Here is a 17,608-nt window from a genome sequence, read left to right on the forward strand (position 1 = left end):
GGCAGGGGGAACGGGGATGCAACACGAAGCCATCGACTGGGACGACGCCTATGCCAACGCCCCTCATATCCCCTCTGCCGAAGCCTATCCGCCGCGCTGGGCCGCCGAGGCCGCGGCATTCCGGGCCACGGCACGGGGCCAGACGGGGCAGAGTTACGGACCCCATCCGCGGCAGAGCTTCGATCTGTTCCTGCCCGAGGCAGAATCTAGCGGGCTCGTGGTGTTTGTCCATGGCGGCTACTGGATGAAGTTCGACCGCTCGATGTGGTCGCATCTGGCGGCAGGCGCGGTGGCGCGGGGCTGGGCGGTGGCGATGCCCTCCTACCGGCTGGCTCCCGAGGTCGCGATCTCAAGCATCACCGCCGATATCCGCGCGGCGGTCGAGGCCATCGCCAGCCGCGTCCCCGGCGGGCCGCTGGTGCTGGCCGGCCATTCGGCGGGCGGGCATCTGGTGGCGCGGATGCTTTGCGCCGATGCCGCACCGGGGGCGGCCGCGGACCGGATCGCCCGGGTCGTGCCGATCTCGCCGGTCTCGGACCTGCGGCCGCTTCTGAAGACGCAGATGGCTGGCCCGCTTCACCTCGATGCCGGGTCCGCCGCCGCCGAAAGCCCGGTGCTGATGACACCCCGACCGGGCGTGCCGGTCCATGTCTGGGTCGGCGGCGACGAACGCCCGGTCTTTCTCGATCAGGCGCGCTGGCTGGCCGAGGCCTGGACGGGGGCGGCGCTGACCGTCGACGAGGGGCGCCACCATTTCGACCTGATCGAGGGGCTGACCCGGCCCGACAGCCCGCTGACCGGGGCGCTGCTCGACGGGCTCTAGAATTGGTCAGGCCTGGCCGAACCGCTCCTGCCAGCAAGGCCTTGTGTCGCCCGGGGCGGGGCGCGCCAGATAGACCCCGCGCGCGATGGCCCGCGCCAGGCAGACGGCGGCGGCATGACCGAGCCGCAGCGCCTCGTACCCGCCCTCGGGCAGCGGCTTCGCCCCGGTGGCTGCGGCAAAGACCAGATCGCCGTCGAAGGGCGTATGGCTTGGCACCAGCGCGCGGGCCATGCCGTCATGGGCGGCGACCGCCATCCGCGTCGCCTGCGCCTGGGTCAGTGCCGCATCGGTCGCGACGATGGCGATGGTCGTCGACTGGCCAAGCCTGGCCTCGGGGCGTGGCTCGGCCAGAGGATCGTGCCGCCCCATACCGCGCCCGCCGAACTCGTCCCCGATCTCGAAGGGCGCGGCCCAGAATTCCGGCCCGCCGCCCATGACCGCAGACCCCAGCGCATTGATCGCGACCAGCGCGCCGACGGTAATGCCGCTCTCCAGCACCAGCGAGGCCGAGCCGAGCCCGCCTTTCAGATCCGCCGTGGTGGCGCCAAGCCCCGCACCCGCGCTGCCCAGCTCGATCTCTTCGCTTGCCGCCTCCAGCGCCGCCCGGCCAAGCGCGCGATAGGGCGCCTCGTCCCAGCCCTTGTCGCCGCCATTCGCCAGATCGAACAGGATCGCGCCCGGCACGATGGGCACCCGCTGCCCCGCGACCTCGAAGCCGCGCCCCATGGCGCGCAGCCCCTCGACCACCCCCGCCGCGGCATCGAGCCCGAAGGCCGACCCGCCCGACAGCACCAGCGCATCGACCTCCTGCACCAGCCGGTCGGGCGCCAGCAGATCGGTCTCGCGGGTGCCGGGCGCCCCGCCCATCACATGCACCCCGGCCACGAAAGGCGCCTCGCCCAGCAGAACCGTCACGCCGGTCTTCACCCGCGCATCCCCGGCCTGGCCGACCCTCAGCCCCGCCACATCGGTCACAAGGTTCCGCTGCCCCGGCCGCATCGCGCCCACTCCCGTCTTCTTCTTGGCAAAAATACCCATGGCACAGCGCCGGACGGAAGGCTGACCTGCGGTCGGCTCAGCCGTGGCGTGCCGCGACCGTCTTCAGCACCGAAAAGCCGTAAAGCGCCTCGAACCCCTTCTCGCGGCCATGGCCCGAAAGGCCCACGCCGCCGAAGGGCAGCTCGACCCCGCCGCCCGCGCCGTAATTGTTCAGATAGACCTGGCCCGCGCGCAGCTTCCTGGCCATCCGCATCTGCCGGGCGCCGTCGCGGGTCCAGACTGCGGCCACCAGCCCGTAGCCGGTGCCATTGGCGATCGACACCGCCTCCTCCTCGTCGGCGAAGGGGATCACCACCTGCACCGGGCCAAAGATTTCCTCCTGTGCCAGCCGGTGCCCGGGCGGCACCCGCGTCAGCAGCCGCGGCGCCACGTAATATCCGCCCGCGGGCGCATTGCCGATGATCCGGCCCTCGGCCGCGGTTTCCAGATCCTGTCCCTTGCCGAGATAATCCAGGACGATCTCTTTCTGCCGGCTCGAGATCAGCGGCCCGAGATTGAGATCCTCCAGCGCAGGCCCCACCCAGAGCGCGCGATAGGCGCCCGCCATGCGCTCGACCAGCTCGTCATAAAGCCGCCGCTCGACCAGGATGCGCGACGAGGCCGAACAGGTCTGCCCCGCGTTCTGCAGCCCGCCATTGACCAGGAACGGCAGCGCCGCGTCGAGATCGGCATCGGCAAAGACGATCTGGGGCGACTTGCCGCCCAGTTCCAGCGTCACCGGCGCCACATGCCGCGCCGCCTCGGCCTGCACCTTGCGTCCGACCGACAGCGAGCCGGTGAACGAGATATGATCGACCCCGGGATGCGAGGCGAGCGCCGCGCCGGCCTCGTCGCCAAGCCCCGGCACCACGTTCAGCGCGCCATCGGGCAGGCCCGCCTCTTCGGCCAGCTTGGCAAAGGCCAGCGCGGTCAGGCAGGCTTCCTCGGCGGGCTTCAGCACGCAGGCATTGCCCATCGCCAGCGCCGCCCCGACCGAGCGTCCGATGATCTGCATCGGGTAGTTCCAGGGAATGATATGGCCCGTCACCCCATGCGGCTCGCGCAGGGTGTAGACGGTATAGCCGTCCATGTAGGGCAGGCTGTGGCCCATCACCTTGTCGGCGGCACCGCCGTAGAATTCCAGATAGCGCGCCAGCGTCATCGCATCCGACCGCGCCTGGGTCAGCGGCTTGCCGACATCGGTGGCCTCGATCCGCGCCAGCGTTTCGGCGCGGCCGCGCACGAACTGGCCGATTCGGGTCAGAACCCGGCCGCGCTCGGTCGCGGTCATCCGGCCCCAGGACCCCTGCCGGGCCTCGTCCGCGGCGGTGACGGCCGCGTCGATATCGGCAACCTTGCCGCGCGCGATCGACCCGATCGGCGCGCCGGTCGAGGGATTCTCGACCGCAAGAAAATCGCGGCTGGCAGGCGGCTGCCAGACCCCGCCGATAAAGCAGCGGTCGGTTTCGAACCAAAGCTCGCGCATACGTCCTATTCCGGTTCCTTCAGCTTCGGGGCGGCCGACAACAACGCCTTGGTATAAGCATGCGCAGGGTTGTGCAGCACCTTTTCTGTCGCCCCTTCCTCTACGATCCGGCCCGCCTGCATCACAAGCACTCGTTCGGTGCTCGACCTGACCACGGACAGGTCGTGACTGATGAAAAGATAGGACAGACCGAACCTTGCGCGCAGATCGGCCAGCAGATCGAGAATCTGCGCCCTGACGCGAACGTCAAGCGCCGAAACCGCCTCGTCAAGCACGATCAGGTCGGGCCGCGCGATCAGCGCGCGCGCGATGGCGATGCGCTGGCGCTGGCCGCCCGAGAATTCGTGGATGAAGCGGTCGCGGTGCTTCGGATCAAGCCCCACAGCCTCGAGCGCCGCGTCGATGCGCTCGTCGGCATCGCTCGGGCGCCCGCCCAGATGAAACGGCTCGGCGATCAGCCGGGCCACGCGGTGGCGCGGATTGAAGCTGCCAAAAGGGTCCTGAAAGACCGCGTTCATCTTGCGGCGCAGCCGGGCGGGCATCGCCGCACCGGCCCGCACGACCTCTCCGTCCAGCCGGATCTCGCCGCCCTGCAGCGGATCGAGCCCCAGCACGGCACGCGCCAAGGTCGATTTGCCGCACCCGGATTCGCCTACAAGGCCCAAACTTTCACCGCGCGCGATCCCGAAGCTGACCCCGTCGACCGCGCGATGGGGCGGCAGCCGCCGGAACAGGCCGGAATGGACCGCCGGATAGCTGCGCCGCGCCTCGCGCACCTCCAGCAGCGGCGGGCCGGGCGGGGGCGGGGGCGGGGGCGTCGTCGGCCGGTGCGCAGAAGCGGCCACCAGCGCGCGGGTATAGGGGTGCTTTCGATCCGCCAGCACGGATGCGGCCGGGCCCTCCTCGACGATCTCGCCGCGCCGCATCACCGCCAGCCGGTCGGCAACCCCCGAGATCACCGCCAGATCGTGGGTGATCAGCAAGAGCCCCATGCCCGTTTCGGCCACCAGCCCCTTCAGCAGATCGAGGATCCGCGCCTGCGTGGTGACGTCGAGCGCGGTGGTCGGCTCGTCCGCGATCAGCAGCTGCGGGCGCAGCGCGATGGCCATGGCGATGCAGACCCTCTGGCGCTGCCCGCCAGACAGCTCGTGCGGATAGCGCGTGGGAGGAAACCGGTCGGGGGGCAGGCCGACCCGGTTCAGCAGCCGCGCGGCGGCGCGGCGCGCCTCGGCCCGGGTCGCCTCGCCATGCACGATCAGCGTCTCGGCCACCTGATCGCCGATCCTCTGCACCGGGTTCAGCGCGGTCATCGGCTCCTGGAAGATCATGCCCAGATCGCGGCCGCGGACCCGGCACATCTGCCGGTCCGACAGCGACAGAAGATCCAGCCCGTTCAGCCGCAGATGGCCGCGAAGTTCGGCGCCCTCGGGCAGAAGGCCCATGATCGCCAGCGCGGTCATCGACTTGCCCGACCCGCTTTCGCCCGCAAGCCCCAGGATCTCGCCCCGCCCGATTTCGAGCGAGACGCCGTTCAGCACCGGACGGCCGTTCAGGCTCAGCCCGAGATCGCGCAGCAGGATCACCGGGCGGCTCTCCTGAGGCGCGGGTCGAGCGCGTCGCGCAGCCCGTCGCCCAGAAGGTTCAGCCCCAGCACGGTCAGCACGATGGCCAGCCCCGGCAGGATCGCCAGCCGGGGCGCGGTGTAGATCATGGTCTGCGCTTCGGCCAGCATCCGGCCCCAGCTGGGCGTCGGCGGCTGCGCCCCGAGCCCGACATAGGACAGCCCCGCCTCGGCGAGGATGCCGAGGCTGAACTGGATCGTCGCCTGCACGATCAGCAGATTGGCGATATTGGGCAGGACATGTTCGGTGCTGATGCGGGCCCGGCCCTTGCCCGCCAGCTCGGCCGCGCGGATATAATCGAGCGTCCAGAGGCCGAGTGCGGCGCCGCGCGTGACCCGGGCGAAGACCGGGATGTTGAAGATGCCGATGGCCAGGATCGCGTTCAGCGCCGAGGGGCCGAGAATGGCGGTGATCAGGATCGCGATCACCAGCGCCGGGAAGGCGAAGATCAGGTCGTTCATGCGCATGACGATCTCGTCGAGCCAACCGCCGCGGGTTGCTGCCGCCATCAGCCCCAGCGGCACGCCCGCGCCCATGCCGATGCCGACCGCGACCAGCGCCACCGCGATCGAGCTGCGCGCGCCCACCATCAGCATCGCCAGCATGTCGCGCCCCAGCTGGTCGGTGCCCAGCAGATAGGGGCCGCCCGGCGGGCGCAGCCGCTCGGCGATGTTCAGCGCGGTCACGTCATGGGGCACCCAGACCAGCGACAGCGCCGCCAGCGTCAGCACGGCGCCGCTGATCACGCCGCCCGCGATCAGGTTCGGTCGCGCGCTCATCGGCGCTTCAGCCGCGGGTCGACCGCAGCATAGGCCAGATCGACAAGGAAGGTGACGAGGATCACCGCGAAGACCAGCAGCATCACCACGCTTTCGACCACGATCAGGTCGCGCTGGGTGATGGCCTGGAAGATCAGCCGCCCGAGACCGGGCAGGAAGAACACGTTCTCGATGATGATGGCTCCCGCCAGCAGAAAGGAGAATTGCAGCCCGAGGATGGTCAGGACCGGGATCAGCGCGTTGCGAAAGGCATGGCGGCGCAGCGCCTGTGCCCGGCTCAGCCCCTTGGCGCGGGCGCTGCGGATATAGTCCTGCCCCAAGGTCTCGATCAGCGCCGAGCGCATCACCCGCGCGAGGATCGCGGCCTGCGGCAACGCCAGCGCCACGGCCGGAAGGGTCAGCGCCTTCAGCCCGGGGCCAAGCCCCGCCTCCCAGCCCGGAAAGCCCCCCGCCGAGACCCAGCGCAGCTTGACCGCGAAGACCAGCACCAGCAGCATCGCGAACCAGAAATTCGGCACTGCGATGCCCAGTTGCGTCGCCGCCATGATGCCAAGATCGGCCCCCCGCCCGCGCCGCGCCGCGGCCCAGAGCCCCACCGGCAGCGCGATGGCCGTCGACAGCGCCAGCGCATAGGCGGCAAGCGGCAGCGAGACGGCCAGGCGCTGCGCCACCAGTTCGGCCACCGGCACGCGATAGGTGTAGGAGATCCCGAAATCGCCGGTCGCGAGCCCCGAGATCCAGTCGAGGTATCGCGCCCAGACCGAGCCCGACAGCCCCAGCTCGTCGCGCAGCACCGCCACCGTCTCGGGCGCCGCGTTCAGCCCCAGCATATAGGCGGCGGGGTCGCCCGGGATCACCTCGATCGCCGCAAAGATCGCAACGCTGGCTGCGATCAGGCTCAGCGACAGCGACAGGAGGCGGGTCAGGGCGTAACGCAGCATGCGCCCGAATCTAGGCCAAGGGGCAGGCCTGGCGCCAGTGCAATCGCCGCCGCGTCCGGACGCGATCTGATGCTTGCCAGACGGCGCGCACCGGCTATGCTCGGCCCCGGGCACCGTGCCGATGGCGTCGTGCGCGGGGGGCTGATGCCCCCGATGCCCGGCGGTTTCCGCCTGTCCTCCTGTACGCCGGGAACATCCGATGTCCCGGCCCGCGCGCAGGGATGGCCTGTCAGGGAGCTCCCATGACCCGACCCGACTTCTACCGTTTCGCGAATTGCGAGAAGGCCGCGCTGCCCTTCGCGCCCGACGAATACGACACCCGCCTGATGGGGCTTCGCAGCGCGATGGACGCCACCGGCGCCGACGTGGCGGTGCTGACCTCGATGCAGAACGTGGCCTATTATTCGGGCTTTCTCTATTGCAGCTTCGGCCGACCTTATGCGCTGGTGGTGACCGCCTCGCAATCGGTCGTGATCGGTGCGGGCATCGACGCGGGCCAGCCCTGGCGGCGCTGTCATGGCGAGGCGCTGACCTATACCGACTGGGCGCGCGACAATTTCTGGCGCGCGGTTGCCCATGTCGCGGGGCAGGGCCGCCGCGTCGGGATCGAGGCCGACCATCTGACGCTGACCCGGAGGGACGAGCTTGACACCTTCCTTTCGCCCGGGGGCATGGTCGATCTGGCACCCGCCACCATGCAGCAGCGGATGCGCAAGAGCCCGGCCGAGCTTGACCTGATCCGGGCGGGCGCGGCGGTGGCCGATATCGGCGGCCACGCGATCCGCGCGGCGGTGCGCGAGGGCGCGCGCGAGATCGACGTGGCGATGGCCGGGCGTGATGCGATGGAGCTGGAAATCGCCCGCCGCTTCCCCGAGGCCGAATACCGCGACACCTGGGTCTGGTTCCAGTCCGGGCCCAATACCGACGGTGCCCATAACCCGGTCACGGGCCGTGTCCTGCAGCGCGGCGATTTGCTGTCGCTGAACGCCTTCCCGATGATCTCGGGTTACTACACCGCGCTCGAGCGGACGATGGTTCTGGGCGAGCCCGATCCCGTGACGCTGGCGATCTGGGAGGCCAACGTGGCGGCCCATGACTACGGCATGTCGCTGCTGAAACCAGGGGCCAGCTGCGCCGACATCACGCAGCGGATCAATGCCTTCCTGGCCGAGCGCGACCTGCTGCAATATCGCAGCTTCGGTTATGGCCACAGCTTCGGGGTGCTGTCGCATTACTATGGCCGCGAGGCCGGGCTGGAGCTGCGCGAGGATATCGGGACCGTGCTGGAACCCGGCATGGTGATCTCGATGGAACCGATGCTGACCATCCCCGAAGGCCGCCCGGGTGCGGGCGGCTACCGCGAACACGACATCCTGATCGTCACCGGGGACGGGGCGGAAGACATCACCCGCTATCCCTACGGGCCGGGGTTCAACGTGATCGCCTGACCGGGGGCGTGGCGCCCGGCCCTGCCGTTGCGAGATGGGTATTTGGACCAAGAAGAAGACATGTTCGGTTTCTTCTTGGATCAAATACCCGAAAGACCGCCTGCCCCGTCAGGGGCAGGCCAGAGGGCGTGCGCCGCAGGCGCTCCGCCGGATCAGTCGATCCAGCGCACGGCGGTCAGGTCGTTGGCCTGGGTCGGGGCGTTTTCCCAAAGCCCGTCGATCTTCGCGTTGGCAACGCCGGTCTTGGCAAGCTGGAAGAGATAGACGTTGACGTAGTCCTCGGCGATCATCCGCTGCGCCGCCTTCAGGATGTCCGAGCGCTCGTCGGGGGCGGTCGCGCCGGCAAGCCGGTCCATCAGCGCCACGAAATCCGGTTTGTCATAGCCGAAATAGTAGTCGGGCCGGGCATAGATGCCGATATCCATCGGCTCGGTATGGCTGACGATGGTCAGGTCGAAATCGTGCCGCTTGAACACCTGGTCGAGCCATTGCGCCCATTCCAGGTTGGTGATCTCGGTCTCGATCCCCGCGGCGCGGAGTTCGGCCGCCACGATCTCGCCGCCGCGCCGCGCATAGCTTGGCGGGGGCAGCGCCAGCCGCAGTTTCAGGTCGGTCTGTCCCGCCTCGGTCAGAAGCGCGCGGGCCTTCTTAAGATCGTGCCGCGACAGGTCGGTCAGATCGACATAGTCGGGATGGTGCGGCGCGAAATGCGTGCCGATGGGCGTGCCATAGCCGAACATCGCCCCGTCGATGACGTCCTGGCGGTCGATGGCATGGGCGATGGCCTCGCGCACCCGGATGTCGTCAAGCGGCGGGCGGCGGTTATTGAGCGCGAGGATGGTTTCGCCCTCGGTGGTGCCGACGATCACCTTGAACCGCGGGTCGGCCTCGAATTGCGGCAGCGTTTCGGGGGCGGGGAAGTTCGGGAAGGCATCGACATCGCCCGCCATCATCGCCGCGAAGGCCGCGTTCGGGTCGGGGATGAACTTGAAGGTCGCGCGGGCCAGCGCCGGGGCCGGGCCCCAGTAATCGGGGTTGCGCACCAGCTCGACCCGGTCGCCATGGACCCAGCGGTCGAACCGGAAGGGGCCGGTGCCGACCGGGGCGGTGGCCTCGGTCCCGGCCGTCTCGGGGGCGACGATCACCGCATCGCCCCAGGCCATCTTGAAGGGGAAGGCGCCGTCGGGCTGGGTCAGCGTCACCGTCACGGTCAGCGGATCGGTTGCCGCGACGCTGTCGATCCCCTCGAACAGCGCCTTCTGGGCGTTGGTGCTGTCGGGGCCCCGGGCGCGGTCGAGGCTGAAGACCACGTCATCGGCCTCCATCGTCGTTCCGTCGTGAAACCGCACCCCCTCCCGCAGATGGAAGGTGTAGACCGTGGCGGTCTCGTTCGTCTCCCAGCTGGCGGCGAGGCCCGGCACCACGGTACCGTCGGCGGCGAACCGGGTCAGCCCCTCGAAGACATTGGCATAGACCACCTCGTCGGTCGCGGCGGCGGCGCCGGAGGTCGGGGCGAGGTTCGGCGGCTCGAGCACCATGCCGATGACAATCGCATCCGGCGGCGCGGCGCTGGCGGGTCCGGCCGCGAGGGCTGGTCCGAAAGGCAGGGCCAGGACCAGGGTCCGGGCGATGATCCGAATGGGGCGCATCCTGCGGTCTCCTTTCCGTTCCGTCCCCATCTGAGGCCGGGCGGGTGGCCATGGCAAGGCCCCGGGCATGGCAGCGGGCTGGATTCTGCGCTGCAGCACGCTATAAGGCGCGCCAATTGCAGCGCCGGGGAGGAGAGGATGAGTGCAAGCGCCGAAAGCCGCCAGATGACGGTGGCAGAGGTCCGGGCGAGGAAGGGGGCCGCGCCGCTGGTCTGCCTGACCGCCTATACGACGCCGATGGCCGAAGCGGTCGATGCCGCCTGCGATGTCGTTCTGGTGGGCGACAGCGTGGGCATGGTGCTGCACGGGCTTCCCTCGACGCTGGGCGTCACCATGGAGATGATGCTGATGCATGGCCGGGCCGTGGCGCGCGGGCTGAGCCATGCGCTGATGGTCGTCGACATGCCCTTCGGGAGCTATGAGGAAAGCCCCGAACAGGCGTTCCGCAATGCCGCGCGGCTGATGGCCGAGACCGGCTGCGGCGCGGTCAAGCTGGAAGGCGGGGCGGCGATGGCCGGGACGATCCGGTTTCTGACCGCGCGCGGCATTCCGGTGATGGCCCATGTCGGGCTGACGCCGCAGGGCGTGATGGGCTTCGGCGGCTACAAGGTGCAGGGGCGCGGCGCCGACGGGGCCCGGGTGCTGGCCGATGCCGAGGCCGTGGCCGAGGCGGGCGCTTTCGCGGTGGTGCTGGAGAAGGTGCCCGCGGCGCTGGCCGACCGGATCACCGACGCCGTTCCGATCCCGACCATTGGCATCGGCGCCTCGGCGGGCTGCGACGGGCAGATCCTTGTCGTCGACGACATGCTGGGCGTCTTCACCGGCTTCCGGCCGAAATTCGTCAAGCGCTATGCCGAACTGGGCGATGCCGCGCGCGCGGCGGTCGAAACCTACGCCGAGGAGGTCCGTTCGCGGCGTTTCCCGGGGCCGGAGCATGTCTTTGCCGATGAAACCGGAGGTGGCGCATGAGCGCGCCGATCCTGCGAAGCCTGGCCGAGCTGCGAGCGCTTCGGGCCGCGTGGCGGGCCGAGGGCGCGCGCGTGGCGGTGGTGCCGACCATGGGCGCGCTGCATGACGGGCATCTCAGTCTCGCCGCCGCCGCGAAGGCCGCGGCCGACCGGGTGATCGTGACGATCTTCGTCAACCCCAGGCAATTCAACGATCCGGGCGATCTGGCGCGCTATCCGCGCACCGAGGCGCGCGATGCGGAAAAGCTGGCGCCGCTCGGGGTTGACGCGATCTATGTGCCCGCGCCCGATCAGGTCTATCCGCCGGGCTTTGCGACCTCGGTGTCGGTTTCGGGCGTCAGCGAGGGGCTCTGCGGCGCGCACCGGCCGGGCCATTTCGACGGGGTGGCGACGGTCGTGACCAAGCTTCTGCTGCAGACCGGCGCCGATTGCGCCTTCTTCGGCGAGAAGGACTTTCAGCAGCTGATGGTGGTGCGGCGGCTGGTGCGCGATCTGGACATTCCCGTCGAGATCGTTGGCTGCCCCACGGTGCGCGAGCCCGACGGGCTGGCGCTGTCTTCGCGCAACGCGCTTCTGCCCGGGGATGTACGGACCACGGCGCCGGCGCTTTATCAAGCGCTTGTCGAGGCGCGGCGGGCGCTCGAGGCCGGGACCGGGGCAGGGGCGGCGCTGGCAACGGCGAGAGCCGCAATTCTGGCGGCAGGCTTTGCCGAGGTCGAATATCTCGAACTGCGCGCGGCTGCCGATCTGGCGCCGCTCGAGGCCCCCGACGTGCCCGCCCGGCTGCTGGTTGCCGCACATCTGGGCGGGGTGCGGCTGATCGACAATATCGAGGTGGCGGCGCGCTGAGGCGCCGTCAGCCGCCCAGCAGGTCCTGAAGCGTCAGCGCCATGACCTGCGCGGCCTCGACCATGTCGTCGATGCCGACCCATTCGTCGGGCTGATGCGCCAGATCGAGGATGCCCGGCCCGTAGGCGATGCAGTTCCTGAGCCGCCCGATCCGGTCGATATGCTTCTGGTCATAGGTGCCGGGCGAGACCACGAAATCGGGTGCTGTGCCCAGCACCCGGCTTATCGCGCGCTCGACCGACCGCACCACCGGCGCGTCTCGCTCGGTCATGCTGGGGCGAACCTCGAACAGCTCGCGGATTTCATACTCGAAGCCGGGGCGGCGGGCGCGGACCCGCTCCATCAATGCGCGGATCTCGCGCTTGACCTCTTCGGGGTCCTCCTCGATCAGCACCCGCCGGTCGATGGTGATGCGGCAGCGGTCGGGCACGCAGGGCGCGGGCAGGCCGTCATAGCCCGCCTCCTGTTCCGGCTCGCCGCCATGGACCGCATTGATGTTCAGCGTCGCGGTGCGGGCGCCCTCGGGCACCACCGGCATGGCGGTCTGTCGCCCCGCCAGCAGCGGAAACAGCGTGGCCTCCATCTCGGCCAGCACCGCGCCCATGTGGCGGACCGCGCAATCGCCCAGGAAGGGCATCGAGCCATGGGCGATCCGGCCCTTCGTCTCGATCTCGGCCCACCAGACGCCGCGATGGCCCAGACAGATCCGGTTCTTGTTCAGCGGCTCGGGGATGATGACATGCTGGACCCGCTCGGGCGCGAACCAGCCGCGCTCGGCCAGCCAGGCGACCCCGCCGAAACCGCCCGATTCCTCGTCGGCGGTGGCGCTGATCTCGACCGCGCCGCGATAGGCGGGGCAGGTGGCGACGAAGGTCTCGGCCGCCAGCACCGCCGCGGCGATGCCGCCCTTCATGTCGCAGGCGCCCCGGCCCCAGACCCGGCCGTCGCGGATCTCGCCGCCGAAGGGGTCGACGCTCCAGCCATGGCCGACCTCGACCACGTCGTGATGGCCGTTGAAATGGACGCAGTCGCCGCCCTCGGTGCCCTCATGCCGCGCGATCATGTTCCAGCGCGGATGGGCGTCGCTGTCGGCGGGCGCACCGCGGGCCCGGACATAGCTGACCTTAAAGCCCTTCGCGGCCAGCCGCTCGCCCAGATATTCACAGATTTCCAGATAGTTGCGCCCCGGCGGGTTCAGCGTGGGAATGCGGATCAGATCGCGCGCCAGCGCGGCCACCTCGTCGCGCCTTGCCGCGACCGCCCGTTCCAGCCCATGCCCCGGAGATGTGTCCATGCCCGATCCTAGCGCCTCGCGGTGGCTGCGGCAATCGCGCCTAGGCTGCGTCCGGCCGCTGGCCTGTCGTGCAAATCGCACGGGGCTTGCCTATATTCGGCGACGAGGGCGGGATCGCCCGGGAGGAAGGAACCATGTTTGCATTCCTGCGTTTTGCTCTTGCGGGGTTCGTGATCCTCACGGTGATCTATATTGCCGTGTCGCTCTATTCCCGTGCGGTCAGACGCGGCAAGCTCGGACGGGAATGGGACGAGGACATCCGTATCGGCGACCGCCATGCTTACGTCGAGGAGGGGCTCCGGCAATATGACCGCTCGCTCCGGCGCAAGCTGATCCTCGGGGTCTATGTCGTGCCGGCCATCGTCGTCGGCACGATCATCTATATCACGAATTACATGTGAGGCTCGAATGGCTTACGTCAAATGGACCATCGTCACCATCGTCGTGTTGGTGATCGCGGGCTTCCTGCACTACACGCTGCCCCAGCATGACGTGGTGCGGATCACCGCGACCAAGGAACGGCAGATCACCTTCGGCGAGAACCGGATCTTCTTCGCCAGCAACGGCGCCGGGAACAGCGAAGGCGACAATACCCGCTTCGTCAATTTCATCGAGACGTTCAACCGCGACGGCAAGCCGGTCGTCTTCCGCAACGAGGATACCGGCTGGGGCTGGCCGCCCTATTTCAAGTTCGACACCTCGAACCTTCAGGCCAAAGCCAGCGACATGATTTCGACCAAGGAAAACCCGGAATGGGTGGTCGTGACCCATTACGGCTGGCGCAACGAATATCTCTCGATCTATCCGAACGCGGTCGAACTGCGTCCGGTGGGCAGCCCGGATGACAGCCCCATCCCGTGGTTCAACATCCTCTTCCTCGGCGCCCTGGCCGCGCTGGTGATCTGGATCTGGCAGATGCTGGCCCGGTTCAAGGAAGACCGGATCGAGCCGATGCTGGACGAGATGGGCGAATCGCTCGAATCGGCGGGCGACCGTGCCGAGGGCTTCTGGCGCCGCGTGTTCTCGCGCTGAGCTGACATCGCGACAGGCCGGGGACGCGCTCTCAGGCGCCCCAGCTTGTCCGGATCGTCTGTGCACGGCTGGCCGCCCGCAGCAAGGCCTCGCTTGGGTCCCCCGGGTCCGACCAGGCCCCGGGGGCGGCTTGCGCCAGCCATAGCGCCGGGCCGCCGGATGCCGCCCGGACGGGCAGGTCGTCCGGCAGATCGTCTCCCTCGAAACACCAGAGTGCGTCGAGATCGACCCGCGCGGCGAGGCGGAGCGCGACGGCCGCTGGCGCGCCCGACAGGATCTGGACCAGCCCGGCGGGCAGTCCGGCCGCTTCCAACTCCTTCACCAACAGACGCAGCTGGGTCTCGGCGCCGGGTTGCGCCAGCAGCAATGCGGCGTTTCCCGTGGCCAGCACCGGCCCGAGGATCGTGGCGGCCGCGAGGGCCGGGGTTTCGGCCGGGCAGAGGGCGGCGATCACGCCAAGGGGTCTTTGACGTGTCAACGTGGCGCCGTCCCGCTTCTCGGACCAGGTGGCGCAGGCGGTCGCGGCCCGCGCGGCGCATGCGGCCAGCGGCGCGGCCGCCTCTTCGGGCATCCGGGCGGCAGTGCGGGCCAGCACGGTGGCGCGCCCGGTGGCGTCCCGCCGGGCCCAGCCGGTCTGCGTGTGGCGCGCGGCGGTCAGCGCGGCCGTTGGGTCGGGGCCGCGGTCGGCCGGGGCGGGGGCCATGGGCCGGGCCGGGGCAAGGCCCTCGGGCCGTTGCCAGAGTTCCAGAGGGTCCGGGGCGGGGCCAAGATCGGTGCCGTTCACGCAGACCGTCCCGGCCTCAAGCGCGGTGGCAAGATCGAGCGCGACGGCCAGCGTCTCGCTCCAGAGGCTGACGGAGGGCGCGGGCGGCCCGGCATTGGCCAACAGGATGGCCTCGGCCGGGCTGCGGAAGGTGATCGACAGCAGGATGGGCCCGGGCAGGGGAAGCTCCATCTCGGGCGAGGCCGGGGCGAGGCCCGAAATCAGGGCAGGCGCGAAATAGAGGCCAGTGTCGGGCAGGCGGGGCAGCGGCTGGATCGGGGTGCCTGTGCTGTCGGCCAGCGCGGCGGTCAGCCGGTCGCGCAACGCGGCCTCGGGCAGCGGCCCCAGATCGGTGGCCGGGTCCAGCGGGTCGCCGACGATCAGCCGCGCCATGCGCCCGGCCAGCCGGGCATGGACCCGCTCGGCGACCGATTCCTGAACCAGCAGGCGCTGCCCGGTCGTGCCGGGCAGCGGATTGCCCAGCGCCTCGGCGATGGCGTCGGCGGCGGCATCGAGATCGGCATCCTCCAGCACCAGATGCAGGCAGGGGCCACAAAGCTCCGGTAAGGGTGGCCGCGCGAGACCGAGCAATGGCTTGGCGGGGCCGGTCAGCACTGTCAGCAGACCCGCGGGCAGTCCGGCCTCTGCCGCGGCCTCGGCCAGGCACAGGGCGGCCAGCGTTCCGCCGCCCGGGCCGGGCGCAAGCATCGCGGCATTGCCTGCCGCTAGCGCCGGACCGATCCGGCCAAGCGACAGGCCGGGCGCGACGATCCCCATGGTCACGAGGCCCGGTCGGTTCGCCGCGCCCAGCAGGGCCTGATCCGCCGCTTGTCGCAGCGCCATCGCCCCCTCGGCCAGCCAGGCGCGGCCGTGCCGCACCGGTCGCCCGGTTTCCAGCGCCAGCAGCTGGGTCAGGCAGGCGGCCCGGGCGTCGATTGCCTCGGCCCAGGCCCGCAACCGGTCGGCCCGCGCGGGGCCCGACAGCGCAGCCCAGTCGGCCTGCGCGCTCCCGGCGGCGGCACGGGCGTCGGCGATCTGGGGCGGCGTCGCCTCGGCCAGCTCGGCAAGGTCGGTCCCGGTCGCGGGCGCGGTCAGGGTCCGGATCGGCCCGTCCGGCGCCACCGGTCCGCCGATCCAGGGACCGAAGCGGCCCTGCGTCCGGGCGATCCAGGCGCGGGCCTCGGCGTCGGAGGCACGGCCGGGGCCGCGGTCGAGTGTGGGGGACGGCATCGTTCTAGCCCGGCGCGTGGCGGCGGGGGGTGTTGCCCGCACCGAAGGCGATCTCGTCCAGTCGCCGCTCGATCGCGCCCAGAAGCGACGAGGCACCGAAGCGGAAAAGCGCCGGCTCCTGCCAGCGCGGCCCGAGTTCCTCGCCCACCAGCCCCAGCCAGTCGAGCGCATCCGTCGCCGTCGAGATCCCGCCCGCGGGTTTGAAGCCCACGTCAATGCCGGTCGCCTCGCGATAGGCGCGGATCATCCGGCACATGGTCAGCCCGACCGGCAGGGTCGCGTTCACGGGTTCCTTGCCGGTCGAGGTCTTGATGAAATCGGCGCCCGCCATCATCGCGACCAGACTGGCCCGGGCGACATTGGTCAGCGTGCCCAGCTCGCCCGTGGCGAGGATCGCCTTCATGTGGGCGGGGCCGCAGGCGGCGCGAAAGGTCGCAATCTCGTCATACAGCGCCTGCCAGTCGCCCAGCAGCACGTGGCGGCGCGAAATCACGATGTCGATTTCCGCAGCCCCTGCGGCGACGCTGGCCTCGATCTCGGCCAGCCGGGTGGAAAAGGGCGACAGCCCGGCCGGAAAGCCGGTCGAAACCGCCGCGACCGGCAGGCCCGAGCCCTCGAGCGCCGCGCGCGCTGGCGCGATCATCTCGTGATAGACGCAGACCGCGGCCGTGGTCACCCGACCGGCGCCAAGTGCCGCCCTGAGATCGGCGCGCAGCGGGTTCCGGGCCTTGGCGCACAGCCTGCGGACGCGGCCGGGGGTGTCGTCGCCCGACAGCGTCGTGAGGTCGATCAGCCCGACCGCGCGCAGAAGCCAGACTGCTTCGGTCGCCGGATCGGCCGGGCGCCGCGCGGCAAGACCCGCCACATGGCGTTCGGCCGCCGGACGGTTCACCCGGGTCGCAGCGACCCAGCCGGTATCGAGCGGCAGGCCTGCATTGCGGTCCTGCGCAGGTTGTGGCCCGGCGGTCCGGGCGGGCGATGGGGTTTCCTCGCTTGGCACGGTGCGCCCCCTTTCAGCTTTGCCGTTCCCCTAGCTCGCATGCGGGCACGGGGCTTGGCAAGGCGGCGTCCGGGCGGCTCAGAGGTTCAGGAAATAGGGGTCGGAGCTGTGCCAGTAGGCCGCGAAGTCGGCGGCGCGGGCATGCGGCAGGCCGAGGCTCTGCATCGCGTAAAGGTCGGCCGACAGAAGCCCCGCCAGCCGGAACCCGTTCTGCGCCGCGGTGCGGGCCGGGCTGCCTTCCGAGAAGATCGCCTCGATCTGGGCAGAGGCGTTGACCAGCGCGAAGATCACCGCCAGAGGCCGGGAATTGGGCCAGACCGCCACGCTTTCGCGCGCAAAAGACCGCCATCCCTCGGGCGAGGCCAGAAGGGATTCAAGCGCGAATTCCGTGAGCCCTTCGGTGGGATCAACCCCGGGCTCGGGACAGCTTGAGTCTGGCATGGCACGTAACGTCAACATCATCCGCGAAACTGGGCTGGGCTGCACGCCGGGTGCCCGCCTCCCCGGCTAACAAATAACTTTATAAATGCGGTCGTGTCGGTGCCGCCTCCTCCGGCTTGCCGAGACGGAAGGAAAGATAGACGTCAGACCCCTTCCGAACAAGCGTATCAGTCGCCTTTTAGGCGGATCGCTGCGCGGCCGATGGCGCATTTCCGGCGGGACTCCGACGCACCGGGCGGTGCGCG

16 protein-coding genes are annotated in these 17,608 nt (G+C 70.1%); 6 read left to right on the plus strand and 10 right to left on the minus strand.

What is annotated here, in order from left to right; all coding sequences use genetic code 11:
- Window positions 1–31 precede the first annotated feature (31 nt).
- Window positions 32–823: an alpha/beta hydrolase gene (locus C8N38_RS15320; RefSeq protein WP_108028059.1), complete on the plus strand. Its 792-nt coding sequence runs from the start codon at window positions 32–34 to the stop codon at window positions 821–823.
- Between the two features lie 6 nt (window positions 824–829).
- Here C8N38_RS15320 and C8N38_RS15325 read toward each other — a convergent pair whose 3' ends face one another.
- From C8N38_RS15325 to C8N38_RS15345, 5 genes are all read right to left on the minus strand, one after another.
- A complete protein-coding gene (locus tag C8N38_RS15325) occupies window positions 830–1,822 on the minus strand; it encodes a P1 family peptidase (protein ID WP_108028060.1) in 993 nt (330 codons plus the stop codon).
- Between the two features lie 76 nt (window positions 1,823–1,898).
- A complete protein-coding gene (locus C8N38_RS15330) occupies window positions 1,899–3,347 on the minus strand; it encodes an aldehyde dehydrogenase family protein (RefSeq protein WP_108028025.1) in 1,449 nt (482 codons plus the stop codon).
- A 5-nt stretch (window positions 3,348–3,352) separates the two neighbouring features.
- A complete protein-coding gene (locus C8N38_RS15335; protein ID WP_108028026.1) occupies window positions 3,353–4,930 on the minus strand; it encodes an ABC transporter ATP-binding protein in 1,578 nt (525 codons plus the stop codon).
- Window positions 4,927–5,748: an ABC transporter permease gene (locus tag C8N38_RS15340; protein ID WP_108028027.1), complete on the minus strand. Its 822-nt coding sequence runs from the start codon at window positions 5,746–5,748 to the stop codon at window positions 4,927–4,929. Before C8N38_RS15340 ends, C8N38_RS15335 begins: the two co-directional genes overlap by 4 nt.
- Complete coding sequence (locus tag C8N38_RS15345; protein ID WP_108028028.1) at window positions 5,745–6,689, minus strand: ABC transporter permease; 945 nt, start codon at window positions 6,687–6,689, stop codon at window positions 5,745–5,747. Before C8N38_RS15345 ends, C8N38_RS15340 begins: the two co-directional genes overlap by 4 nt.
- Window positions 6,690–6,931: 242 nt before the next feature.
- On the opposite strand from C8N38_RS15345, the gene C8N38_RS15350 reads away from it, so the two are divergent.
- Window positions 6,932–8,137 (plus strand): aminopeptidase P family protein, encoded by a 1,206-nt coding sequence (locus C8N38_RS15350; protein WP_108028029.1) that lies wholly within the window; start codon window positions 6,932–6,934, stop codon window positions 8,135–8,137.
- A gap of 152 nt (window positions 8,138–8,289) precedes the next feature.
- On the opposite strand, the gene C8N38_RS15355 is transcribed toward C8N38_RS15350, so the two are convergent.
- Complete coding sequence (locus tag C8N38_RS15355) at window positions 8,290–9,786, minus strand: ABC transporter substrate-binding protein (RefSeq protein ID WP_108028030.1); 1,497 nt, start codon at window positions 9,784–9,786, stop codon at window positions 8,290–8,292.
- A 138-nt stretch (window positions 9,787–9,924) separates the two neighbouring features.
- Here C8N38_RS15355 and panB point away from each other — a divergent pair, with 138 nt between their 5' ends.
- On the plus strand, window positions 9,925–10,755 hold the full coding sequence (panB, locus tag C8N38_RS15360) for a 3-methyl-2-oxobutanoate hydroxymethyltransferase (RefSeq protein WP_108028031.1): 831 nt from the start codon (window positions 9,925–9,927) through the stop codon (window positions 10,753–10,755).
- Complete coding sequence (gene panC, locus C8N38_RS15365) at window positions 10,752–11,603, plus strand: pantoate--beta-alanine ligase (protein WP_108028032.1); 852 nt, start codon at window positions 10,752–10,754, stop codon at window positions 11,601–11,603. The genes panB and panC overlap by 4 nt, the downstream gene beginning before the upstream one ends.
- A 7-nt stretch (window positions 11,604–11,610) precedes the next feature.
- On the opposite strand, the gene C8N38_RS15370 is transcribed toward panC, so the two are convergent.
- On the minus strand, window positions 11,611–12,897 hold the full coding sequence (locus C8N38_RS15370; protein WP_108028033.1) for an acetylornithine deacetylase/succinyl-diaminopimelate desuccinylase family protein: 1,287 nt from the start codon (window positions 12,895–12,897) through the stop codon (window positions 11,611–11,613).
- A gap of 134 nt (window positions 12,898–13,031) precedes the next feature.
- On the opposite strand from C8N38_RS15370, the gene C8N38_RS15375 reads away from it, so the two are divergent.
- Together C8N38_RS15375 and C8N38_RS15380 are read left to right on the plus strand one after the other, a co-directional pair.
- Window positions 13,032–13,298 carry a hypothetical protein gene (locus C8N38_RS15375; RefSeq protein WP_108028034.1) on the plus strand — a complete coding sequence of 89 codons (267 nt, stop codon included), beginning with the start codon at window positions 13,032–13,034 and terminating at the stop codon, window positions 13,296–13,298.
- A gap of 7 nt (window positions 13,299–13,305) precedes the next feature.
- Window positions 13,306–13,929: a DUF1523 family protein gene (locus C8N38_RS15380; protein WP_108028035.1), complete on the plus strand. Its 624-nt coding sequence runs from the start codon at window positions 13,306–13,308 to the stop codon at window positions 13,927–13,929.
- Window positions 13,930–13,960: 31 nt separating this feature from the next.
- Here the strand turns inward: C8N38_RS15380 and C8N38_RS15385 are convergent, their stop codons facing one another.
- The 3 genes from C8N38_RS15385 to C8N38_RS15395 form a co-directional block, all read right to left on the minus strand.
- The gene (locus C8N38_RS15385) at window positions 13,961–15,922 is read right to left on the minus strand and encodes an aldehyde dehydrogenase family protein (RefSeq protein ID WP_108028036.1); all 1,962 of its coding nucleotides are present in this window, start codon (window positions 15,920–15,922) and stop codon (window positions 13,961–13,963) included.
- 4 nt (window positions 15,923–15,926) lie between these two features.
- On the minus strand, window positions 15,927–16,922 hold the full coding sequence (gene deoC, locus C8N38_RS15390) for a deoxyribose-phosphate aldolase (protein ID WP_108028037.1): 996 nt from the start codon (window positions 16,920–16,922) through the stop codon (window positions 15,927–15,929).
- Window positions 16,923–17,000: 78 nt separating this feature from the next.
- Window positions 17,001–17,363: a hypothetical protein gene (locus tag C8N38_RS15395; protein ID WP_075784825.1), complete on the minus strand. Its 363-nt coding sequence runs from the start codon at window positions 17,361–17,363 to the stop codon at window positions 17,001–17,003.
- Between the last annotated feature and the right edge of the window lie 245 nt (window positions 17,364–17,608).

The sequence above is a fragment of the Rhodovulum kholense genome, assembly GCF_003053725.1.
GTDB lineage: Bacteria > Pseudomonadota > Alphaproteobacteria > Rhodobacterales > Rhodobacteraceae > Rhodovulum > Rhodovulum kholense.

What these genes read in the sequence shown, in the direction of transcription:
- C8N38_RS15395 (WP_075784825.1), bottom strand. Translation starts at nt 17,363, where the DNA reads ATGCCAGACTCAAGCTGTCCCGAGCCCGGGGTTGATCCCACCGAAGGG.
- C8N38_RS15340 (WP_108028027.1), bottom strand. Translation starts at nt 5,748, where the DNA reads ATGAGCGCGCGACCGAACCTGATCGCGGGCGGCGTGATCAGCGGCGCC.
- C8N38_RS15385 (WP_108028036.1), bottom strand. Translation starts at nt 15,922, where the DNA reads ATGCCGTCCCCCACACTCGACCGCGGCCCCGGCCGTGCCTCCGACGCC.
- C8N38_RS15330 (WP_108028025.1), bottom strand. Translation starts at nt 3,347, where the DNA reads ATGCGCGAGCTTTGGTTCGAAACCGACCGCTGCTTTATCGGCGGGGTC.
- panB (WP_108028031.1), top strand. Translation starts at nt 9,925, where the DNA reads ATGAGTGCAAGCGCCGAAAGCCGCCAGATGACGGTGGCAGAGGTCCGG.
- C8N38_RS15325 (WP_108028060.1), bottom strand. Translation starts at nt 1,822, where the DNA reads ATGCGGCCGGGGCAGCGGAACCTTGTGACCGATGTGGCGGGGCTGAGG.
- C8N38_RS15355 (WP_108028030.1), bottom strand. Translation starts at nt 9,786, where the DNA reads ATGCGCCCCATTCGGATCATCGCCCGGACCCTGGTCCTGGCCCTGCCT.
- C8N38_RS15375 (WP_108028034.1), top strand. Translation starts at nt 13,032, where the DNA reads ATGTTTGCATTCCTGCGTTTTGCTCTTGCGGGGTTCGTGATCCTCACG.
- C8N38_RS15380 (WP_108028035.1), top strand. Translation starts at nt 13,306, where the DNA reads ATGGCTTACGTCAAATGGACCATCGTCACCATCGTCGTGTTGGTGATC.
- C8N38_RS15370 (WP_108028033.1), bottom strand. Translation starts at nt 12,897, where the DNA reads ATGGACACATCTCCGGGGCATGGGCTGGAACGGGCGGTCGCGGCAAGG.
- C8N38_RS15345 (WP_108028028.1), bottom strand. Translation starts at nt 6,689, where the DNA reads ATGCTGCGTTACGCCCTGACCCGCCTCCTGTCGCTGTCGCTGAGCCTG.
- C8N38_RS15350 (WP_108028029.1), top strand. Translation starts at nt 6,932, where the DNA reads ATGACCCGACCCGACTTCTACCGTTTCGCGAATTGCGAGAAGGCCGCG.
- panC (WP_108028032.1), top strand. Translation starts at nt 10,752, where the DNA reads ATGAGCGCGCCGATCCTGCGAAGCCTGGCCGAGCTGCGAGCGCTTCGG.